At 37.3% G+C, this 20,124-nt stretch carries 13 protein-coding genes and 1 riboswitch; of the genes, 3 read left to right on the forward strand and 10 right to left on the reverse strand.

What is annotated here, in order from left to right; all coding sequences use genetic code 11:
• Positions 1–33: 33 nt before the first annotated feature.
• The 9 genes from thrA to CHB68_RS15930 form a co-directional block, all read right to left on the reverse strand.
• Positions 34–3,420 (reverse strand): bifunctional aspartate kinase/homoserine dehydrogenase I, encoded by a 3,387-nt coding sequence (gene thrA / locus CHB68_RS15890; RefSeq protein WP_089262434.1) that lies wholly within the window; start codon positions 3,418–3,420, stop codon positions 34–36.
• Positions 3,421–3,604: 184 nt separating this feature from the next.
• Positions 3,605–4,879 carry an O-acetylhomoserine aminocarboxypropyltransferase/cysteine synthase family protein gene (locus CHB68_RS15895; RefSeq protein WP_089262493.1) on the reverse strand — a complete coding sequence of 425 codons (1,275 nt, stop codon included), beginning with the start codon at positions 4,877–4,879 and terminating at the stop codon, positions 3,605–3,607.
• 116 nt (positions 4,880–4,995) lie between these two features.
• A riboswitch (SAM riboswitch) is annotated at positions 4,996–5,099 on the reverse strand.
• Positions 5,100–5,334: 235 nt separating this feature from the next.
• Positions 5,335–6,957, reverse strand: coding sequence for a sulfatase family protein (locus CHB68_RS15900; protein ID WP_089262436.1), 1,623 nt, complete (start codon positions 6,955–6,957; stop codon positions 5,335–5,337).
• Between the two features lie 109 nt (positions 6,958–7,066).
• Complete coding sequence (locus tag CHB68_RS15905; protein WP_143815221.1) at positions 7,067–8,566, reverse strand: rhomboid family intramembrane serine protease; 1,500 nt, start codon at positions 8,564–8,566, stop codon at positions 7,067–7,069.
• Positions 8,567–8,673: 107 nt separating this feature from the next.
• The gene (locus CHB68_RS15910; protein WP_179213217.1) at positions 8,674–10,614 is read right to left on the reverse strand and encodes a CocE/NonD family hydrolase; all 1,941 of its coding nucleotides are present in this window, start codon (positions 10,612–10,614) and stop codon (positions 8,674–8,676) included.
• 394 nt (positions 10,615–11,008) lie between these two features.
• The gene (locus CHB68_RS15915) at positions 11,009–11,296 is read right to left on the reverse strand and encodes a hypothetical protein (RefSeq protein ID WP_143815222.1); all 288 of its coding nucleotides are present in this window, start codon (positions 11,294–11,296) and stop codon (positions 11,009–11,011) included.
• Positions 11,297–11,516: 220 nt separating this feature from the next.
• Positions 11,517–12,773, reverse strand: a complete 1,257-nt coding sequence (metK, locus tag CHB68_RS15920) for a methionine adenosyltransferase (protein ID WP_089262442.1) — start codon at positions 12,771–12,773, stop codon at positions 11,517–11,519.
• A 239-nt stretch (positions 12,774–13,012) separates the two neighbouring features.
• On the reverse strand, positions 13,013–15,691 hold the full coding sequence (locus tag CHB68_RS15925; protein ID WP_089262444.1) for a TonB-dependent receptor: 2,679 nt from the start codon (positions 15,689–15,691) through the stop codon (positions 13,013–13,015).
• Between the two features lie 37 nt (positions 15,692–15,728).
• On the reverse strand, positions 15,729–16,586 hold the full coding sequence (locus CHB68_RS15930; protein WP_089262446.1) for a GLPGLI family protein: 858 nt from the start codon (positions 16,584–16,586) through the stop codon (positions 15,729–15,731).
• Positions 16,587–16,775: 189 nt separating this feature from the next.
• Here CHB68_RS15930 and CHB68_RS15935 point away from each other — a divergent pair, with 189 nt between their 5' ends.
• From CHB68_RS15935 to CHB68_RS15945, 3 genes are read left to right on the forward strand one after another with little or no spacing between them, the layout of a single operon-like run.
• Positions 16,776–17,390, forward strand: coding sequence for a deoxynucleoside kinase (locus tag CHB68_RS15935; protein ID WP_089262448.1), 615 nt, complete (start codon positions 16,776–16,778; stop codon positions 17,388–17,390).
• Between the two features lie 24 nt (positions 17,391–17,414).
• Positions 17,415–18,389: an aminodeoxychorismate synthase component I gene (locus tag CHB68_RS15940; RefSeq protein ID WP_089262450.1), complete on the forward strand. Its 975-nt coding sequence runs from the start codon at positions 17,415–17,417 to the stop codon at positions 18,387–18,389.
• Positions 18,373–18,978 carry an aminotransferase class IV gene (locus CHB68_RS15945; RefSeq protein ID WP_089262453.1) on the forward strand — a complete coding sequence of 202 codons (606 nt, stop codon included), beginning with the start codon at positions 18,373–18,375 and terminating at the stop codon, positions 18,976–18,978. The genes CHB68_RS15940 and CHB68_RS15945 overlap by 17 nt, the downstream gene beginning before the upstream one ends.
• Here the strand turns inward: CHB68_RS15945 and CHB68_RS15950 are convergent.
• On the reverse strand, positions 18,971–19,972 hold the full coding sequence (locus tag CHB68_RS15950) for an App1 family protein (protein ID WP_089262455.1): 1,002 nt from the start codon (positions 19,970–19,972) through the stop codon (positions 18,971–18,973). The genes CHB68_RS15945 and CHB68_RS15950 overlap by 8 nt on opposite strands.
• Positions 19,973–20,124: the final 152 nt, after the last annotated feature.

A 20,124-nucleotide genomic window follows, 5' to 3' on the forward strand; every position in this document is an offset into this window, starting at 1 on the left:
ATATACTTTGTACTTTGTACTTCGTACTATCCATTACCCTTTCTCCGCTATTCGCAATATATCCCCAAAGACACCTCTTGCTGTTACTGCTGCGCCTGCACCTGCGCCTTGTATTACTAACGGATTTTCACCGTAAGATTCCGTATAGATCTCTATTATGGAATCCGACCCTTTTACTTGCCCCAGGGCACTTTCTTTGGGTACGGAGACCAATTTAACATCTAATACTCCTTTCTCTTTCTGAAGATTGCCATGCAGATCACCTACATAACGCAATACATGGTCTGGTTTTTGGTTCTTCTTAATTTCATTGAACTTGGTATCCAACACTTCTAAATGCTGCAAGAAGAAATCTACCTCACCATCTTGTAGTTTTTTAGGTATCAGGTTTTCAATATTGATATCTGCAAACTCATTATGCAAATCCAGTTCACGTGCTAAAATCAATAATTTACGCCCAACATCATTTCCAGAAAGATCTTCACGTGGATCAGGCTCTGTAAATCCTTTTTGCATTGCATCTTTCAAAATCGATGAAAAAGGTACATCCACTTCTGAGAATGTATTGAAAATATAACTTAAAGAACCTGAGAACACGCCTTTTATCCTTGTTATATTCTCTCCGGATAAATGTAACAACTTAATGGTATCAATCAATGGCAATCCTGCTCCTACATTGGTTTCGTACAGATATTGCTTTTGATTTTTTTGCAATTCTTCCCTCAATAACTGATAAAAATCGTAACGCAAGGTATTGGCAATTTTGTTAGATGACACAATATCAAAACCATGCTCTACAAATTCAAAATAGTTGGCTACGAAATCTTTACTTGCCGTATTATCAATTACAATAAGGTTCTCTAAATGGTGACGCTTTGCAAATTCAAAGACGTCATCAACCTTATACGGTTTTCCTTTCTGCTCCAGTTGTGTTTTCCAATTCTTGGCAATACCCTTTTCATTCAACAATATTTTTTTAGAGTTTGCAATTCCAAAAACCCTTAGGTCTAATTTCTTGCGCTCTTTTATGGACTTTGCCGATTTTAAAATCTGCTCTATTAACGTACCGCCTACATTCCCGTGACCGAAAATCAAAATATTAATTTTCTTGCTGATGCCGAACACCTGACCGTGCATAACGTTGACCGCCTTATACAAATCCGATTTCTTCACCACCAAACTTACGTTCTTGCCAGATACCGTATTATTGAACAACAACGGTACAATCTGGTTTTTGATCAATGCATTGAAAGGATTGTGAAAAGTACTTAAATCTTGACCTACGATAGATATGATAGATACATCATCCATCACCGTAATCATATTTACATCCTTTGATTCAAAATCGTTGCTAAACTCATTTTCCAGTGCCAGCTTTGCCCTTTTTGCCTTATCCTTTTTCACCACAAGTCCTATTCCCCTTTCAGATGATCCTTGGGAAATAATACTCACACTAATATTGCTAGATTGTAAGGCTTTAAAAATACGGGCATCTACCCCTACTTTCCCTAACAAGCCACGACCTTCTATATTGATCATAGCAACATCTTCTATAACCGAGAGCGACTTTATACCTTCTTTACTGGATTTAGCGCTTATTAAAGTACCCTCATTATCATCATTATAGGTATTTAAAATACGTAACGGAATGTTCTTCTCGATTAAGGGAATTATGGTTTTGGCATGTAAAATAGTAGCTCCAAAATTGGCAAGCTCATTTGCTTCTTCATAAGATAGGTTAGCCAGTCTTTTCGCCTCCGGCACATAATCAGGATTTGCAGTATAAATACCATCAACATGGGTATAATTCTGTAATTCTTCGGCATCTAAGAAATTAGCCAATAATGCGGCGGAATAGTTACTACCGTTCCTACCTAAAGTAGTTGTCTCGTTCTCCACTGTAGAAGCTATAAAACCTGTAACTACCGCTACCGTATCACTCGGAATTTCTGCAAATTTTAAAAGCACCAATTCTTTGGATTCATTTTCAAGTACCTTGGCGTCACCAAAGGTATCATCGGTCTTAATGACTTCACGAGTATCTACAAGTTTGGCATTGATTCCTTTACCGATCAATAGCTTGGTTACCAGTTTGGCAGAGATCAACTCGCCATACGCCAACACCTCATCTTTTATTTTGGCACTATAATCTCCCAACAAGGAAACTCCTTCATACAGCTTTGCCAAGCCCTTGAATTCCGCAGATAGATTTACGTTGGAATAGGTATGTTTTTGATACTTCTCCAGCGCTTCAAAATCTGACCTATAATCTTTTTCCTTGGCTGCTTTCTCTAGCATATCCTCTAGCTGATCCGTAGCCTTTTCCCTGGCGGAAACCACCATGGCTACATTCTCATTGTTCTTGACCTTTTGTGTCACGATATCCAAAACACGCTCAAGTCCCTCGCCATTGCTTAACGATTTACCACCAAATTTTAAGATTTTGATTTTCTTGATATTACCGTTGGCATTAAAAATACCGGTCAGCAATTTTTCCATCTGATCAAACTCGATCAAAAAGGCATCATGCCCATGCAAAGATTGTACTTCACCATAGGTAACATTACTCTTTGCCTGCGCCAATTGCTTAAAGGTATCTTTGTTTTCTTGGGCGGTAAAGAACATATCGGAATCTACCCCGATTATATGAATATTGGTATCGCTATTTTGTAGTTTAATGAAATTCTCATCACCATCCCTAGTAACATCAATGGTCTTTAACAATTGATTCATCAACTTATACGCAGACAATTGAAAACGCTCTTGTAGCTTATCTCCATGGTGCATTAACCAACTTTCTACATTAAAAACCTTAAGCTCCTCATTGGTACTTCGTTTAAATCGCTCTTTAAAGGAAGCCGGGGTCCTATAACATAACATGGCATGCATACGGGCATCATGCACAGGTTGTTTAGAGTTCACTAAAAACTGTTCCTGTATTTGGCAATTGGCTATTAACCAATCGGTCGATTTCCAGTCAGATGCCACAGGAATCAAATGTTCTGTCAGCGTTGGGTGCAATGCTGCCATTTCCCAAGCGATACCACCACCTAAAGATCCACCGATCAATGCAAACAAACGCTCTACTTTTAACTGCTGTAGGCCCAATAAAAATATTTTAGCTACATCACCGGCTACAAAATCCTTATAGTTCTCGATTACAAACTTATCATGACCATTACCCGGAATGTTGAATGCCAAAATAGTGTACTTGTTGGTATCTATACACTTTTCTTCTCCGATCAAGGCAGACCACCAACCATTTTCTCCGGTAACATTAGAATTGCCCGTTAATGCATGGTTCACCAATATAATGGGTGCAGTATGTAATTTTTTTCCAAATACCTGATACGATAATTGAATATCTTGAGTACTACCGCTTAGGGTCTTGTATTTTTTAATCTGTAGTTGATGTAACATCTATTTCAAAATCAATTTGTGGCTGAGCTTCGACTACGCTCAGCCACCACATGTAAAATAATATATTCTTGAACATTCAATGACTTCGGCTAGGCTCAGCCGCCACCAATATTCTTTTTTTCTTAAACCACCGATCACTTCGGCTACGCTCAGTGACCGGTTGTTGACTATATGGCAACCTATATTAAAGACTGGCAAATGCCTGCTCTAAATCTGCTTTTAAATCTTCTATATCTTCAAGACCTACCGACAAACGAATTAAATCCTGCCCTACACCTGCACCTTCTTGCTGCTCTGCGGTTAATTGCTGGTGGGTAGTACTAGCCGGATGAATGATCAATGATTTGGTGTCACCAATATTGGCAAGTAATGAAAATATCTTAGTGGCATCGGTAACCTTTTTAGCCGCTTCAAAACCGCCCTTGATACCAAAGGTAACCAATCCGCTTTGACCTTTTGGCAAGTATTCTTGTGCCAAATCATAGTATTTATTGCTCTTCAATCCTGGATAATTTACCCAAGCCACTTCTTCCCTACCTTCTAACCAGGTGGCCAATTCCAATGCATTTGCACTGTGTTGCTTTATACGTACCGGCAAAGTCTCTAAACCTTGTATAATTTGGAAAGCGTTAAACGGACTCAATGCCCCACCAAAATCACGTAAACCTTCCAATATCAATTTAAAGGTAAATGCTGCCGCGCCTAATGCCTCGCTATATACCAAACCGTGGTAACCTGCAGATGGTTCCGTGAATTCAGGGAATTTTCCGTTGGTCCAATCGAAGGTACCGGCATCTATAATTGCGCCACCTAAAGACGTTCCTTGACCGCCAATATATTTTGTCAATGAATGAATGACCAAGTTGGCACCGTGCTCAATAGGATTTAACAATGAAGGTGTAGCCACAGTGTTATCTACTATAAATGGTACTCCAGCCGCTTTAGACTCCTTTGAGATCCCTTTTAGATCCAACACATCCAATTTCGGGTTACCTAAAGATTCCACAAAGAAAGCCCTTGTATTATCCTTTACGGCATCGGTAAAGTTCTTTGGGTCAGATGCATCTACAAAGGTGGTCGTAATGCCGAATCTTGGTAGGGTAACATTCAACAAATTAAAGGTGCCACCGTATAAACTGCTAGATGCTACAATATGATCGCCCGCTTTTAACAAGGTCAATAAACCTGTAGAAATAGCAGCAGTACCAGATGCAAAGACTACTGCACCAATACCACCTTCAACAGCAGCCAATCTGTCTTGTAAAATTTGATTGGTAGGATTGTTCAAACGTGTGTAAATAAACCCTAGTTCTTTAAGTGAAAATAAGTTTGCCGCATGATCGGTATCATTAAATACATACGATGATGTTTGATAAATAGGCACTGCCCTTGTACCTCCATTTGTAGTGGTGTCGTGACCTGCGTGTAATGCGTTTGTTGCTAATTTGTGATTACTCATGATTTTGTTGTTTTTAAAAATTATTTTAATAATTAAAAAGCCCAACTTAACCACATAAAAATGTGAGTAAGTAAAATCAAAAAGTTATAAGAAAGTAATATCGAGAAAATCGATTACTGTTATCCTTCCCCTAAGGGTAGAATGTAGCACCTTCTTTGTATGGAACAAAGGGTTGCTAAGGTTTCAAAGGGTCTAATCCCTCCACCTTTCTTGATAACTATTCAATACGTGTGTGAACTTTGAGCTACAAATATAAAGGCAGAAAAATTTAAAAACCTAGTATTTTATGAAAAATATATAATTCTTGGTCTTGTTGTTAGTTTTCTGAAGGCTTAAAAGCAATGGAACACCTGTTCAATTACAATATTCTCGATACACTCTTAACCTAAAGAAAAATTAGTTTAAGAGCACTCGTACTGACATTTTACTATAAACGAACAACGAGAAACGATCAACTACTCAATCATCCCTGCGCTCTTATATTTATCTATATACATCTGATCTTGCTCCGGGGAGTCTTTATATTTTTTACGAAGCGCAATTAAATCTTTCTTTAATTTTTTAACGGTATCTGCGTAGGCAGGGTCGTTGTAGACGTTATTCATTTCCTTTGGGTCCTTCAATCTATCATACAACTCCCACTCATCAACATCATAGTAGAAATGCACCAATTTAAATTCCTTATTCACAATACCATAGTGACGCTTTACCATATGAACAGATGGATATTCATAGTATTGATAATACACGGCATCTCTAGTCCATTTTTCTTTTTCGCCTTTCAACAAGGGCATTAAACTTTCGCCTTGCATATCACTTGGCGGCGTGATGCCTACAGCTTCTAACATGGTCTGTGCAAAGTCTAAATTCTGTACCATTTCATTTTCTACAGCTCCCGGTTCAACCACATTGGGCCAACGCACTAATAACGGAGTTTTGAACGATTCGTCATAAATAAATCGCTTATCAAACCAACCGTGCTCCCCTAAATAAAATCCTTGATCAGAGGTATAGATCACTATGGTGTTTTCCGCCAATCCGCTTTCGTCCAAATAATCTAACAAGCGACCTACATTATCATCTACCGAAGAAATACTACCCAAATAATCTTGCATATAGCGCTGGTACTTCCATTTCATTTTTTCGGTATCGTTCATTTTTGGCCAATTGTTATAGAAAAAATCGTTGATGGAATCTAACACCGGATCATACAATGCTTTTTGTTCTGCCGTTGCACGGTTATACGGACCGTAAAAACTATTGGGAAATTCCTCCACTACCGGTAAAACCTTACCCTCCATTTTAGCTAAGGTTTCCGGTCTGATCTTACTATCATGACTATACATCATGTGTGTCAACAAATTCATTTCTGCCGTCTTTGCCGCCGATCCTCTATTGCTGTAATCATCAAATAACGTTTCAGGCTCCGGGAAGGTCTTTTTCGTGAACTCCTTAAACTTATCCGGTCTTGGCCACCACGGTCTGTGCGGTGCCTTGTGCAAGTACATCATCATAAAAGGTTCGTCATTGGACGCTTCTTCTTTCAACCAATCTAATGATACATCTGTTATGATATCGGTAACATAGCCTTGCTTGGTTATGGTATCACCATTGGTGACTATAAAATCTGGATTAATATAGTGCCCTTGACCCGGCAAGATCATAAACTCATCTACCCCTTTTGGATTATTGCCAAAGTGAAGCTTGCCGAACATAGCCGTTTTATACCCATTCTTTTGAAAGATTTGTGGAAAGGTCACCTGTGTGGTATCAAACGGAAAATAATTATCCACTTTCCCATTGATATGTGTGTGCTTGCCTGTTAATATTGTTGCCCGCGAAGGTGCACAAATAGAGTTGGTAACGCTGGCATTGGTAAAAAGCATGCCCTCTTTTGCCAAACGATCAATATTGGGTGTTTGCAGCAATTTATCATCATATGCGCTTATGGCCTGATACGCATGATCATCTGACATGATGAAAATGATATTGGGCTTTTTAGCATTGTTTTTTTGTGCCTTTGTTTTAAATGGCAGCAAGAAAAGTAGGACTGCAACGGTTAGAATTAGTTTTTTCATTTTGGTTGGTTGTTGATGTTGTTGTTGGTTGTTGGTTGTTGGTTTTGACTGTTAATAAAAGTAAGGATAATTTAAAGAGGGAAAACTATAAACCGAATTATCATATAGATTAAAATTCTTTCTTCTCCTTTATTCTCAACTGCTCCTTATTTGCAAAAACAAAAATAGCCCCTATCACAAAACCACTTATCAATCCACCAATATGCGCTGCATTATCCACCGATTTAACCATACCAAACAACAAGCTTAATCCAATAACTAAACCTAAAAATATCCCTACAAATTTTCTCATATAATCTGAGAAAATTTTAAATACAGCGAAAGCAAGCATTACACCGAACAAACCAAATATAGCACCCGAAGCACCAACACTTACAACATCCTCGTGCCAATATATACTTGCTAAACTGGCAAAAATTCCACAAACAATATAAACCAAAATAAACTTCATGTAGCCAATTAAATTTTCTAAAAAAACTATACTAAAGACTAAACCGAGTAAATTTTGGAATAAATGAAAAACACCAATATGAATAAAATTTGATGATAATAAACGCCAATATTCACCATTTAAAATTTCTTGTCTTCGATTTCCACCAATATCAAGTAACTCTTTAGTAGTTGGAGAAACAAAATCAAGACCTATAAATATCATAACTAAGAATACAATAATATTTAAAAATATAAGGACAGCACCACCTTTGTACGCTCCTATCGGATTCAAAAATTCAAGAAAATCTTTGAAATCATCATCCTTTAATGGTTTATTTCGCTTAAATCTATTTAACTCATTCTTGTCTATTTTCGGTAAAATAATCATAATCAAAATAATTAACGCTCCTATTAGAAAAGTAACTACCGTGTTCCTAAGTGAATTGTAATTTTTATTTTTAAACGCAACAATCTTAGGAGCTAAGAATATTTGATTATTCGCATTAACTCCAGGATATTCTTTTTCGACAGCATTTACAAAACCATCTCTTTCTTTGGAAATAGCTAATTTTTCAAAATAAGTAACCGCATAGAAATTGTAGGTATTAAATTCCTTACTAGACCTATCCAAAAAATTTGAATACTCTAAATTCTTTCTCTGCTTGCTTAAATTATTATTAATAGTCCTTTTGTATTCAACACAATGCCAAACTGAAGTAGAACCTCTTAAAGGTGTAGCATAAAACAGATTAAAATTTAAAGTTCCATTATACTTCCCAGTGGTCCTAACAGTTACATGGAAAAGGCTTGCATTATCCTCAACATCAAATGAATTTACTTTAAAATACTTTCCTCCTTTAATTTTAGATATATCAGAAACAGAATTTACTTCAATTAAATCATAAGATATTTTATCAACATATTCCTGACTAACTACCAAAGGTGCAGCTATTGCAGCAACCATGGCAAACTGATAACCAAAATAACCATCTCCGCCTTTTCCTCTAATTCGTAATAATCTAATCCTTTTTCTTAACCATATTAAAACGGATATCCATGGCAAAATAATAGGCATCCACAAATCAAGAATATCTTTTTTTAAGGGTAATAGACCTAATTTAATATCAAAAACCCACCGAAAAAAACAATACGAAATAACCGTACCTAATGATACCATTAGAAACGGAATATATATTTCTCGTAGTTTTATTTTTGAAGAATTCAATATCTAAGCATATAGAAACTAGTAAAAGAGTTTATTAGTCATTTTTAATATATCCTAACTTACTCCAACACAGAAAACTCTATACTTGAATCCGTAAATACTGTATGTGTTTGGGTTTTAAAATCCGACTCCTCAGCTTCAAAAATATTATCTACATAGGTCTGCGGATTTAAATCTATTAGCGGAAACCAAGTACTCTGTACTTGCACCTGTAATTTGTGACTTTTTTTAATAGTATGGAATACATCTTGCAACTTAATGGTTACATCTGTTTTTTCATTTGGCACAAACGGTTCTGGGTTGGCAAAACTATTTCTAAAACGCCCGCGCAATACTTCGCTACGTACCATTAAATGATAGTTGCTCATTTTCAAATGGTCTTGCATACCTTCATAAGCAGGTTCATCCGCTGGGTGTACGTCAATGATTTTTACGATCCAATCTGCAGCTGTACCCGTAGTAGCAACTTTTAGCTTTGCCAAAATATCACCTGCCAAGGTCAAATCTTCTTGCATAACGTCAGTTTCAAACACCAAGACATCACCACGGCGAGCTGCAAAACGCTGATCATCGGTCATATATTTTCTTGGTGTAAATACTGTTTTAATATCTTCTGAATACGGTACCGGCTTTTTAATATCACTGATAAACTTTACTTCTTCCACTTCTTTTGGCTCAAAAGTCAGTTCTTGATCCGGAGATAAATACATATCCTTTTTCACGACACCTGCCGGTGGCCAGGTATCATAGGTTTTCCAATCTTTTCTACCGGTATCAAAAACGTAGGCTTCCGGCAAACCGCTATTCTTATCGCCATCACCTTTTAAGAAATGATCAAAGAATTTGGTTTCTATATGTTCTTGGAAAAATTCTGAAATTCCATCGCCAAAATAATAGTTGCCCACGGTATTCTGACCTTTTCTACGTGCCCATCCGCCGTGATCCCATGGTCCAAAAACCAAGGTATTGTAATTATCGGCATTATACTTTTCTATATTCTTATAGGTTTCTAACGGTCCGTATAAATCTTCCGCATCAAACTCGCCCGCAACTACCATGGTGGCCACTGTTGGCTTTACATCTTTTAAATGCTGGATCAAGCCCTTGCTCTGCCACATTTCATCATAATTTGGATGCTCTTTAAGTTCGTTCCAGAAATAATCATCGGTTACGCCCTCTTTTGCCATACGTGGGGTATCGGCTGTTTCATATTCAAAAAATCGATCTAAATTCTTTAGCGGTCCTTCATCTAAAAAGAATTGATACTGATCTTCGGTAGGCAAATCCGGCAATGTATACCATGCCGTATCTATAGGCTTATCACCATCTGGTCTTGGTGTACCAAACAATGAAGTAGCCCTAAAGTAACTTAATAGATATGCTCCATTATGATGAAAATCATCAAAAAAGAAATCGGCAATACTTGCCTGTGGAGATGCTGCCTTTAAAGCCGGATGCGCATCTACCACGGCATAGGTAGAATAAAAGCCAGGATACGAAATTCCCCATATACCTACATTACCGTTATTGTTTTCTACATTATTGACCAACCACTCAATAGTATCATAAGTATCTGAACTTTCATCGATATCCTGCTCCGTTTTTTTGTTAGGATTATAGGCGCGCATATTTTCATAATGCCCTTCACTTAACCAACGGCCGCGCACATCTTGATAGACCACTATATAGCCGTCTTGCATCATATGAATGTTGGGCGCGATCTTTGTTTTATAATTACCCGCTCCGTAAGGCTGAGAACTATACGGGGTTCTTTGCATTATAATTGGGTACTCTTTTGAAGTGTCCTTTGGCGAATAAATAGTGGTATGTAACGTAACACCGTCTCGCATGGCAATATCCACTTCTTGCTTGGTGTAATTTTCTGCCACGTAGGTATCGGAGATTTCTGCATCTGCAACTTTGGGTGTCTTTCTGCAGGAAATGATAATTGAGGCCAGTACTAAAAGGGTAAAAATTTTTTTGATTGTAAACTTTGGCATGTCTTAAAAATTTAAAGTCTTAAAGCTAAGAAAGTTTACTGCTGTACGGAACAAAAAAAAATGAATTTATACTTAGTTCAACCTACCCATTAGCCTTTCTAAATGTCATTTATAGTATAAAGCAACCTCATGTATAGGCAAATGCTCCTCACAAATTATAGCATTGCATGCTAAATCCGCTAAGGTTCAGGCATAAAAAAAGCGACTGTAGGTAAGTCGCTTTTTTTTAGGTAAAAATTCTTCAAAACATTAATATCTTCTTTGCCAAGAGAAGCATTCCGGAAAAAAATTCATTCCGAAAAACCTTAATGTCCTGATTTTGGTTAATTGTGGTTTTCATTTGGGACTGTTTTAGGTTAAGATTTATTTGGGGAAACTTATTTAACGGGCATTCTTATTCAAATTTGAGAATTGCTATTTTATCATTTTGATGGGAATTTTCACTTATACCGACCTTATCCCATTTTGGATAATCATCAGTACTGAAAACATGAATTTTTATATCAACATCAGGAACTTGTACAGATACTTTTTGGTCAAACACCATTGAGACATCTTTTTTATGTGTTGGGGTATTTATGATATACCCAGAAACTAAGTCCGTATCCTTTGCGCAAGAACCGGCACATAAACACATCAAAAAAAGCAAGGACATCTGAAAATATTTCACTAAAGTGGTCATAGTCAAAAAGGTTAAGTTTATGGATAACGATTTGGGATTCGTTAAATTCTTTATCAAATATATGTAGTATTTTTCTTACATGTTAATTTTTGTGGTGAAAGTCCGTTAATTTGTTGTGAACGCTTATTGACCATTATTTTACCACCTTCTATTCTTTGAATACACAAAAAAAGAGCGACCAAATGGTCGCTCTTTTTTTTAACATAGTATCCTATAAATCTTACATACTAAAAGCAGCTTTAATTTCTGAAACCATATCCAGTTTTTCCCAAGTAAATAATTCCACTTCTTTTTCAATACGGCCGTTATAAGGTGATTCAAAAACTTTAGTGATAGTTACCGGTTCTTTACCCATATGACCATAAGCAGCTGTTTCCAGATAAATAGGGTTTCTCAACTTTAATCGTTCCTCAATTGCAAAAGGCCTCATATCAAACAACTGGGCTACTTTTTTGGCAATATCACCATCACTTAGCCCTACCTTGGAAGTACCGTAAGTATCTACATAAATAGAGGTTGGTTCCACTACCCCAATAGCATAGCTTACCTGTACCAAAATTTCTTCCGCAACCCCAGCGGCCACCAAATTTTTGGCAATATGACGAGCAGCATATGCCGCACTACGGTCTACCTTACTAGGATCCTTACCACTAAAAGCACCGCCACCATGGGCGCCTTTACCGCCGTAGGTATCTACAATTATCTTTCTTCCGGTTAATCCGGTATCTCCGTGAGGTCCACCAATGACAAATTTTCCTGTAGGATTAATGTGATATTTTATCTTATCGTCAAACAATTTTTGAGTCTCACTTGGCAATTGCGCCTTAACCCTGGGAATTAAAATAGAAATGATATCAGATTTAATTTTTTCCAACATTTTTTCATCGTTGGCATCAAAGGCATCATGTTGTGTGGATACCACAATAGTATCTATACGTTGAGGCTCATTGGTATCTGAATACTCTAACGTAACCTGTGCTTTGGCATCTGGCCTTAAATATGAAATCTCTTTACCCTCTCTACGCAGTTCTGCCAAAGTATGTAAAATCTTGTGTGATATATCCAAGGCCAAAGGCATATAATTTTCAGTCTCACTGGTAGCATAACCGAACATCATTCCTTGATCACCGGCACCTTGCTCTTCTTTGGCACCGCGATCCACACCTTGGTTAATATCCTGACTTTGTTCGTGTATCAACGATATTACGCCACAAGAATCACCACTAAATTGGTATTCTCCTTTGGTATATCCTATTTTATTGATTACTTCACGCGCAATGTTCTGTACATCTAAATAGGTATTGCTGCGTACTTCTCCTGCCAAAACCACTTGGCCAGTAGTTACCAAGGTCTCACAAGCAACCTTACTTTCTGGGTCAAAGGCCAAAAAATGATCCAACAAGGCATCACTGATTTGATCCGCAACTTTATCCGGGTGTCCTTCACTAACAGATTCTGATGTAAATAAATATGGCATAACAAACTTTTTTATTCTTAATAAAGGATTTGAACTTATGCCGAAAAAGAAGTATGATGTGATATGGTATCAGCATCAACTGCTTTAGCATTTTTTTGTCTAGACCCGCAGGCAAAAACAGAGGTTGCAATCAGTCAAATCCCTCCTCTTTATTTTAATGAGATGCAAAAATAGAAAAAATGTTCTGTTCCCTATCTTAATACCATGTTATTTATTGACTCTATTCAATAAAATGTCCATTACAAATTATATTTGACAGATAACATTACATAACGGGGCTGTACAAAATATGCCTGTGTACTGAAATAAAGTTCGTTGGTACTGTCCCTATTTAACGTGGTCGTATTTAAGAGGTTTGTTCCCTGTATACCATACTCCCAATGGCTGTTCTTTTTTTGGTAGGTAAGGTCTGCCCCCATAAAACTATAGGTATTGGTTATGGTATCTTCCTTATCATTATATTTATAATAATCATAATCTAGATTAAAAATAAAGTTCTTTAAAAAGCTGGCATCAAAACGTGCATAGGGTCTTTTGGTATAAAATGTGGTCTCCAGACCTCCGTTATCATAATTATTTATGGCATAGCGGTAACCTACTTCCAAATTGGGTGCATTTTTGAAATTGGTAGACAAGGCAGTGGAATAATTCTGTGTCAAGGAATTTGAGGTACGCTGTACATTATCTACCAAGTTATTGGTCGTGGACCAACCCAAATTTCCTTGAACCGAAGCTTTGATCTTGCCAAATGTGCGCTCGTATTTGCCGTTTGCGCTAAACGATTCATCAGCAAAATTGGAATTTATCGTACTGCCCACCCTATTGATACCCACAATATTTACACCGTTCTTGAGAGCATCAATTCTTTTGGTATATGCCAAATTTGCAAATATGTTAGTGAAATTAAACATATTGAAACTGAAAAAATTAAGGGAAACATTATGGTTTAACGCACTTTCCAAATCCCTATTTCCACTATACAGGGAATTGTAGTTGTTCAGCACATATCCTTGCGCAAAATTACTTACATCCGTAAACGAACGAGTAACCTGATAATTGAAACGAATATTTTCGGATTTTTTTAATTGTGCATTGATATACACATCTGGTAACAACGATGTTAGATCGTCATTGACCACAGTACCCAATTGTTCATTGCGTACATTAAACCTATGCAAGGTTAACCCTGGGTTAAAAGTAAATATGCCTGAAATCACCTTATAATGTAACCCTGCGTATACATCAGACACATGAAAATTAACATCATTGCCAAATTCTTCACCGTTCATGTTCAATATCTCCCCATTATCAAAAATTTGAAAAATGCCAGAATTAAAATTCTGATTGCTCTGTGTAGTGCCCAAGGTTAAATTGATGTTACTCTTGCTTCCAAGAACCCTGTAATAATCTACTTTGGCATCTACCTTGTTCGTTACTACGGTTTTAGCCTGGTTTATATTATACATCTCCTGGTTTTCATCAACAGGAAATATATCTACAAATGCAAACTCATTTCGTATGGCCTCATAAAATGGATCTTCGTCCTGGTATAAATGCTGGGCCTCTACCGCAAAAATATTTTTCTCATCAAGTGTATGATACAAATTCAGGTTTTGGTTCAGTGCCAAAGGTTTTTGTTCTTTTACTTCCATTATTTCATCTGTAATGGAAGAAACGGAAAGTATGTTGACCTCCTCGGTATCATCTGATTGTTTTAGGAGGGCATCATAGTCCAATTGAAAATCTTCATTTGGCTTATACCTGGCACTTAACTTTGCCAATCCTAATTGAATGGTCTGATCGGTATTACTAGTTGTACGCTCCACATCATTGCTGGCAATATAAGAGGTACTACCTTCGGACTTCATAAGTGTGCCAGTATAGGAATATATACCAAAACCACTTAGATCAAGACTTTCCGTTGGTGCATAGCTAAAATTTGCCGCCGCAAACTTGGTATCGATATCATTGGCCCTATTATTTTGCGCAGAGGAAAGGCCCAATGCGTCTACTCCCGTAGCTATAGTACTTCCAACTCTTGAATTTAAATTTCTAAATCCGCCCGTAAAGTTTCTGTAGTCGCTTCGGGTAAAAGGTACTTCACCAATATTATTTAAATCCGTAATTATATTTACGCTGTACTTAGGACTGTAGTAAAACAATTTGGGATGGGCCAAATACCTATCATCCGGGCCATACCCTGCCGTAATCTCACCAAACCAAAAATTCTTTTTTCCTTCTTTTAATTTAATGTTCAATGCAACATTATCATCATCATTGGTAAGCCCTTTCATTTGTGAGACCTCATTGAAATTTCTCAACACCTCTACTTTGCTCAAGGCATTGGCAGGGATATTCTCAACAGCCAATTTGCTATCTCCGTCAAAAAAATCCTTTCCTTCTACCATGACCTTGCTCACCGTCTTACCTTCCACTTCTATTTGGCCATCGTCATTTATTTCAATACCCGGAAGGTTTTCCAGTACATCCTTCAACTTTTTTTCTGTCCCGGAAACGAAGGAATCCGTATCGTACACAATGGTATCGCCCTTAACGGAAACAGGCATTTCATAAGTAACATCCACCTCATCTAACTGTGCGGCCTGCTCGTACAAAACAATATCTTTAACTGCATCATCCTCAGCTGCGGTAAACGTAAAAGATTCTGGTCTAAACCCTAGATAACTCACCTTGACTGTATATTGCTGTCCTGTTTTCAACTTTAATTTAAACTGCCCGGCATGATTTGTTATCCCGTAGGATTCCAAACCTTGGGTGGCCGTATTAATGGCTATGACATTGGCCATATCCACACCGGCACCCAGACTATCCTTTACTATGCCGGACAAGGATATTTCCTGTGCATTACCAAAGATTGTACACAAAAACATAAGGACAAGCAAGAAGGAATTTCTCATATAATCGGATGTATAAAAGTGATTTTCGAGGATACAGTTAGTTTGGCCTACCACCACCGCGACCACCGCGATTTCTAAAATTTTCGCGCATTTCCTTCATTTTCTCCTGAGCAATGGTATCATATTCCTCTTGCGTCACCTTTTTGCCTTTATTAGGTGCTTTAATTTCAATCTTGTCTGATGGATTCATAGTAATCTCGGAACATATAATTGTAGTAACATCATCGTTTACGGCAAGTATTAGTCCCGGAAGCCCCCAATATAGCCCAGGACCTTGATTTATTGGGATTTCTGGGGTATACCATGCAACAATTTCCACCTCCTTTACTATAAATTCATCTTCCTTTTCCGCCTCACTTTTTTCTTCATCACCTCTACCCGGTCTTCTAAATACTGCCCACATATTGGGACGTTTAACCATTTTTACTGCTGTTGCTTTAAAGGCCATATAATTACCAATTTTTTTTGATTCACTTTCCATCTTCCAGTCCAACGCTTGCAATTCATCATCGATCAGGAAAATTTTACCCAACAATTCATTCTTGACCAGATACCGTTGATCCTTTATATTTTTATAAAGATCCCCATCTGTACCGGTCATTGCCCCAAAACGTGGACCACGGCCGCCACCTCGTTCCCCTGGCTGTTCCAACTTTTCTTCTTCCTCGTAGATAGAGGCTGTTTTATTAAAATTGAGCACAAAGGTTTTTTCATTGGCCCTTTTCATACGCTCCATCATTTCCTTCTTTCTATCTTCTGGTATATTCCTATTTCCAAAATCAAAATTTACCTGGGTTTTACTTTGGTAAACGGCTTTCCCTTGAAAATCCTGGGCCTGCACCTCTACAATCATGCAAGTAACGAACACTACTATGAACCACGTATATTTCATCATCTATATAATTTGAATGCCAATAGGACTGTTTAATTAGGTTTTGGTTTAACGTATCTATGTTAATAATTACAAAACCCAATTTTTTTTAAGCCATACGGCAAATATGTTTTTACATCCTGTAGTTATCTTGTATCTTGTACCATCTAAGAATTGCTTAAAAAACAACACAACCATTAATCATTTTATTCTATGCACATAGCAGTTGCCGGAAATATCGGTGCAGGAAAAACGACCTTAACAAGATTACTAGCAAAACATTATAAGTGGGAAGCCCATTTTGAAGACGTAGTGGAAAATCCATATTTAGATGATTTTTACAATCAGATGGAACGCTGGAGCTTTAATCTACAGATTTACTTTTTAAACAGTAGATACCGCCAAATTTTGCAGATAAAGGAAAGTGGCAAAGAGGTTATCCAAGACCGCACCATCTATGAGGATGCCCACATCTTTGCGCCTAACTTGCACGCTATGGGTTTAATGACCAATAGGGATTTCCAAAACTACTCTAGCCTGTTCGAGCTTATGGAAAGCTTGGTAGACCCGCCAGATTTATTGATTTACCTACGTAGTTCCATACCCAATTTGGTAAAACAGATTCACAAAAGGGGGCGTGAATACGAGAATACCATATCCATTGACTATTTAAGCCGTTTGAACGAACGCTATGAAGCTTGGATACATGGCTATCAAAAAGGAAAATTATTGATCATTGATGTTGACGATTTGGACTTTGTGGACAACCCAGAGGACCTTGGTACCATTTTAAATAAAATAGACGCGGAAATCAACGGTCTTTTTTAAAACGTTATTAAATATTTACCACGTTTGAACGATTTTGAAAAAAAGGTACGTCACTTTCTTAAAAATGACCAGCCCTTTATTTTTATCATAGATTTTCAAAAATCCGAACAGTTGGCCTACTCTTTTCAAGAAGCCGCGGCCCAAGACATTTATTTTAACATTAAAGGCAATGGAAATGACCGGCAATTACAACCTTTAACAGCTACCGCTACATCTATTGACCTACGGCCCGAGCCTTTTAATAAAGATGCGTATATAAAAGCGTTCCATACAGTACAGAATGAATTAAAAAACGGCAATAGTTTTTTATTGAACCTAACCTTTTCCACACCATTACATACCAAGGCCTCACTAAAACAAATTTATCAAAATGCATCCGCACCATATAAATTATGGTTCAAGGACAAGTTTATTGTTTTTTCACCCGAGTGTTACATCAAAACTAAGGACGATTCCATATTTTCCTATCCGATGAAAGGGACGATCAACAATGATGTACCAGATGCAGAGGCTCAATTGCTGTCCAATAAAAAGGAATTATACGAACACAATACCATTGTGGATCTTATACGCAACGATCTGTCCATGATCGCAAAAAATGTTAAGGTCAACAAATTTAGGTATGTTGAAAAAATTAAAAAAGGAACCCAAGAATTACTGCAGACCAGTACAGAAATTCAGGGTAATTTACCTAAGGACTGGAAATATAATTTTGCCGCACTACTTTTAAAAACATTGCCGGCGGGTTCTATAAGCGGAGCGCCCAAGAAGAAAACAATAGAGATCATAGAACATGCGGAGACTACGCCAAGAGGCTTTTACACAGGCGTATTCGGTATTTTTGACGGCAAGGATATTGACAGCGCCGTAAGTATTCGCTTTATAGAAAATAATGACGGCCAATTAATTTACAGAAGTGGTGGCGGTATAACGCATTTGAGTACGTTAGAAGAAGAATACCAAGAACTATTAGAAAAAATTTATGTACCCATTATTTGAATCCGTACATATAGGCAATGGCCAAATAAAAAATGCCGTCTACCATGAAAAAAGGTTTGCCAGTTCTTACTTCGCTTATTTTAATAACAGACCGGCCTATTCTTTGTTCGAAAATGTTTCCCTACCAGAATTAGACCTAGACATCAACTATAAATTAAGAATAGCATACGGTCTTAAAGATAAAAAATGGCAGATTACACCTTACACAAATTCCCTTCCTTCTACATTGCAATTGGTTTATGACGATACCATTACGTACCCCCATAAATTTACCGATCGTGAACATCTGAATTCTCTTTACCAAAACAGAAAAAATGCCGATGATGTCTTGATCATATGTAAAGGCCAAATTACGGATACCTCATATTGCAATATATTGTTTACCGATGGATCAACAATATTTACCCCTTCCACACCATTGCTCAAAGGTACATGTAGAGCAAGATTACTGGCCGAGAACAACATACAAACCAAATTGATTACTCCTGCAGATATACAAGATTACCGACATTTTCAATTGATAAACGCCTTAAATGATTTTGATGCGTCTAGATGGATGCCTATTAAAAACATTTATCAACCTAAATAAACCCGTGGTCCTTGGCATGGGCAATGGCCTCTTTGGTTTTATTGACCATAAGAAAAGGGATGTCCTTAAAGTCCACAAAAAGATTTTCTATTCTCGCCATTCGTTTGGCATCGTTTACGCTTCTTAAATATATTGCCTTGATCCTACCTGGAAAAAGCGTAGAAATTTCCTGATATATATCCCCATCCTTTTCTCCACTATCGCCTATCAAAATAAACGGAAGATCAGGGTATGACTTCAAAAGATTACTGATCTCTCTCTGTTTTTGTGGTTTTTCGTCATTTTTCTTTCGCATTCTAAAACTGGCCATACTGCGCAGTAAAAGAGGGCCCTTGGGAAAATTATTCGTTTTTAAAAAAAGTTGTAGATAGCGGTAAAGGTTCCATGGACTATGGCTTACGTAGAAAATAGGGTTAGCTTCATCTCCTGTTTTCCCATGGTGCAACTTCATATAGAAATCAGAAGCGCCATCTAACTGCCTACGCTTGGTAGCCCTTTTGAACATAGTGTTGATAATAACCTTCCATTTTAAGGAAGATACCACCCCCGTATGCAATATGGTGTCATCAATATCACTAATTACCCCAAATTTGGCATGCTCGCTAGGAATAAGCATTTCGCCAGGGAACTTATTCTTTAAAAGGATTTCACGTTTTAGATTGGTATCCGTAAAAGATAGCTCAAAATTTACCCAACCTTCATCGTTTGCTAGATCATGTAGACCGTTAATATCCTCGTCAATTAAATAATAGCCATCATCATCTGTAGTGCCTTGCACGCTTTTTCCATTGGATAGGGTTATCTTAATGGCCGTGTTCCTGATCTCATCGGTCTCAAATCTTTTCCATGTATTCTGCATTAAGTTAAAGATTCCCTTTTGATCCAAATCTATATTCTCATCTTCAATGGCACGGCCACGTACGTAAAGCCTGTTTGCACTACCGTACGACTGAAAATTGATGATCTGAAGTTTATCTTTCTTAAAAATACCCATGGTGTTAAAATTACGGTCTTTCAACAACCTTTAAAATTTTTATTGCAATAATTACATCAATTAAGTTACAATCTAACCTTAAGAGGTCAAAACGGTCATTGGAGCGTGTATTCACTCATTGAAAACTACCGCACGCTCATTACCCGTTGTAT

The sequence above is a fragment of the Maribacter sedimenticola genome (genome assembly GCF_900188415.1).
Taxonomy (GTDB): Bacteria; Bacteroidota; Bacteroidia; order Flavobacteriales; family Flavobacteriaceae; genus Maribacter; species Maribacter sedimenticola.

What these genes read in the sequence shown, in the direction of transcription:
- thrA (WP_089262434.1), bottom strand. Translation starts at nt 3,420, where the DNA reads ATGTTACATCAACTACAGATTAAAAAATACAAGACCCTAAGCGGTAGT.
- CHB68_RS15895 (WP_089262493.1), bottom strand. Translation starts at nt 4,879, where the DNA reads ATGAGTAATCACAAATTAGCAACAAACGCATTACACGCAGGTCACGAC.
- CHB68_RS15900 (WP_089262436.1), bottom strand. Translation starts at nt 6,957, where the DNA reads ATGAAAAAACTAATTCTAACCGTTGCAGTCCTACTTTTCTTGCTGCCA.
- CHB68_RS15905 (WP_143815221.1), bottom strand. Translation starts at nt 8,566, where the DNA reads ATGGTATCATTAGGTACGGTTATTTCGTATTGTTTTTTTCGGTGGGTT.
- CHB68_RS15910 (WP_179213217.1), bottom strand. Translation starts at nt 10,614, where the DNA reads ATGCCAAAGTTTACAATCAAAAAAATTTTTACCCTTTTAGTACTGGCC.
- CHB68_RS15915 (WP_143815222.1), bottom strand. Translation starts at nt 11,296, where the DNA reads ATGACCACTTTAGTGAAATATTTTCAGATGTCCTTGCTTTTTTTGATG.
- metK (WP_089262442.1), bottom strand. Translation starts at nt 12,773, where the DNA reads ATGCCATATTTATTTACATCAGAATCTGTTAGTGAAGGACACCCGGAT.
- CHB68_RS15925 (WP_089262444.1), bottom strand. Translation starts at nt 15,691, where the DNA reads ATGAGAAATTCCTTCTTGCTTGTCCTTATGTTTTTGTGTACAATCTTT.
- CHB68_RS15930 (WP_089262446.1), bottom strand. Translation starts at nt 16,586, where the DNA reads ATGATGAAATATACGTGGTTCATAGTAGTGTTCGTTACTTGCATGATT.
- CHB68_RS15935 (WP_089262448.1), top strand. Translation starts at nt 16,776, where the DNA reads ATGCACATAGCAGTTGCCGGAAATATCGGTGCAGGAAAAACGACCTTA.
- CHB68_RS15945 (WP_089262453.1), top strand. Translation starts at nt 18,373, where the DNA reads ATGTACCCATTATTTGAATCCGTACATATAGGCAATGGCCAAATAAAA.
- CHB68_RS15950 (WP_089262455.1), bottom strand. Translation starts at nt 19,972, where the DNA reads ATGGGTATTTTTAAGAAAGATAAACTTCAGATCATCAATTTTCAGTCG.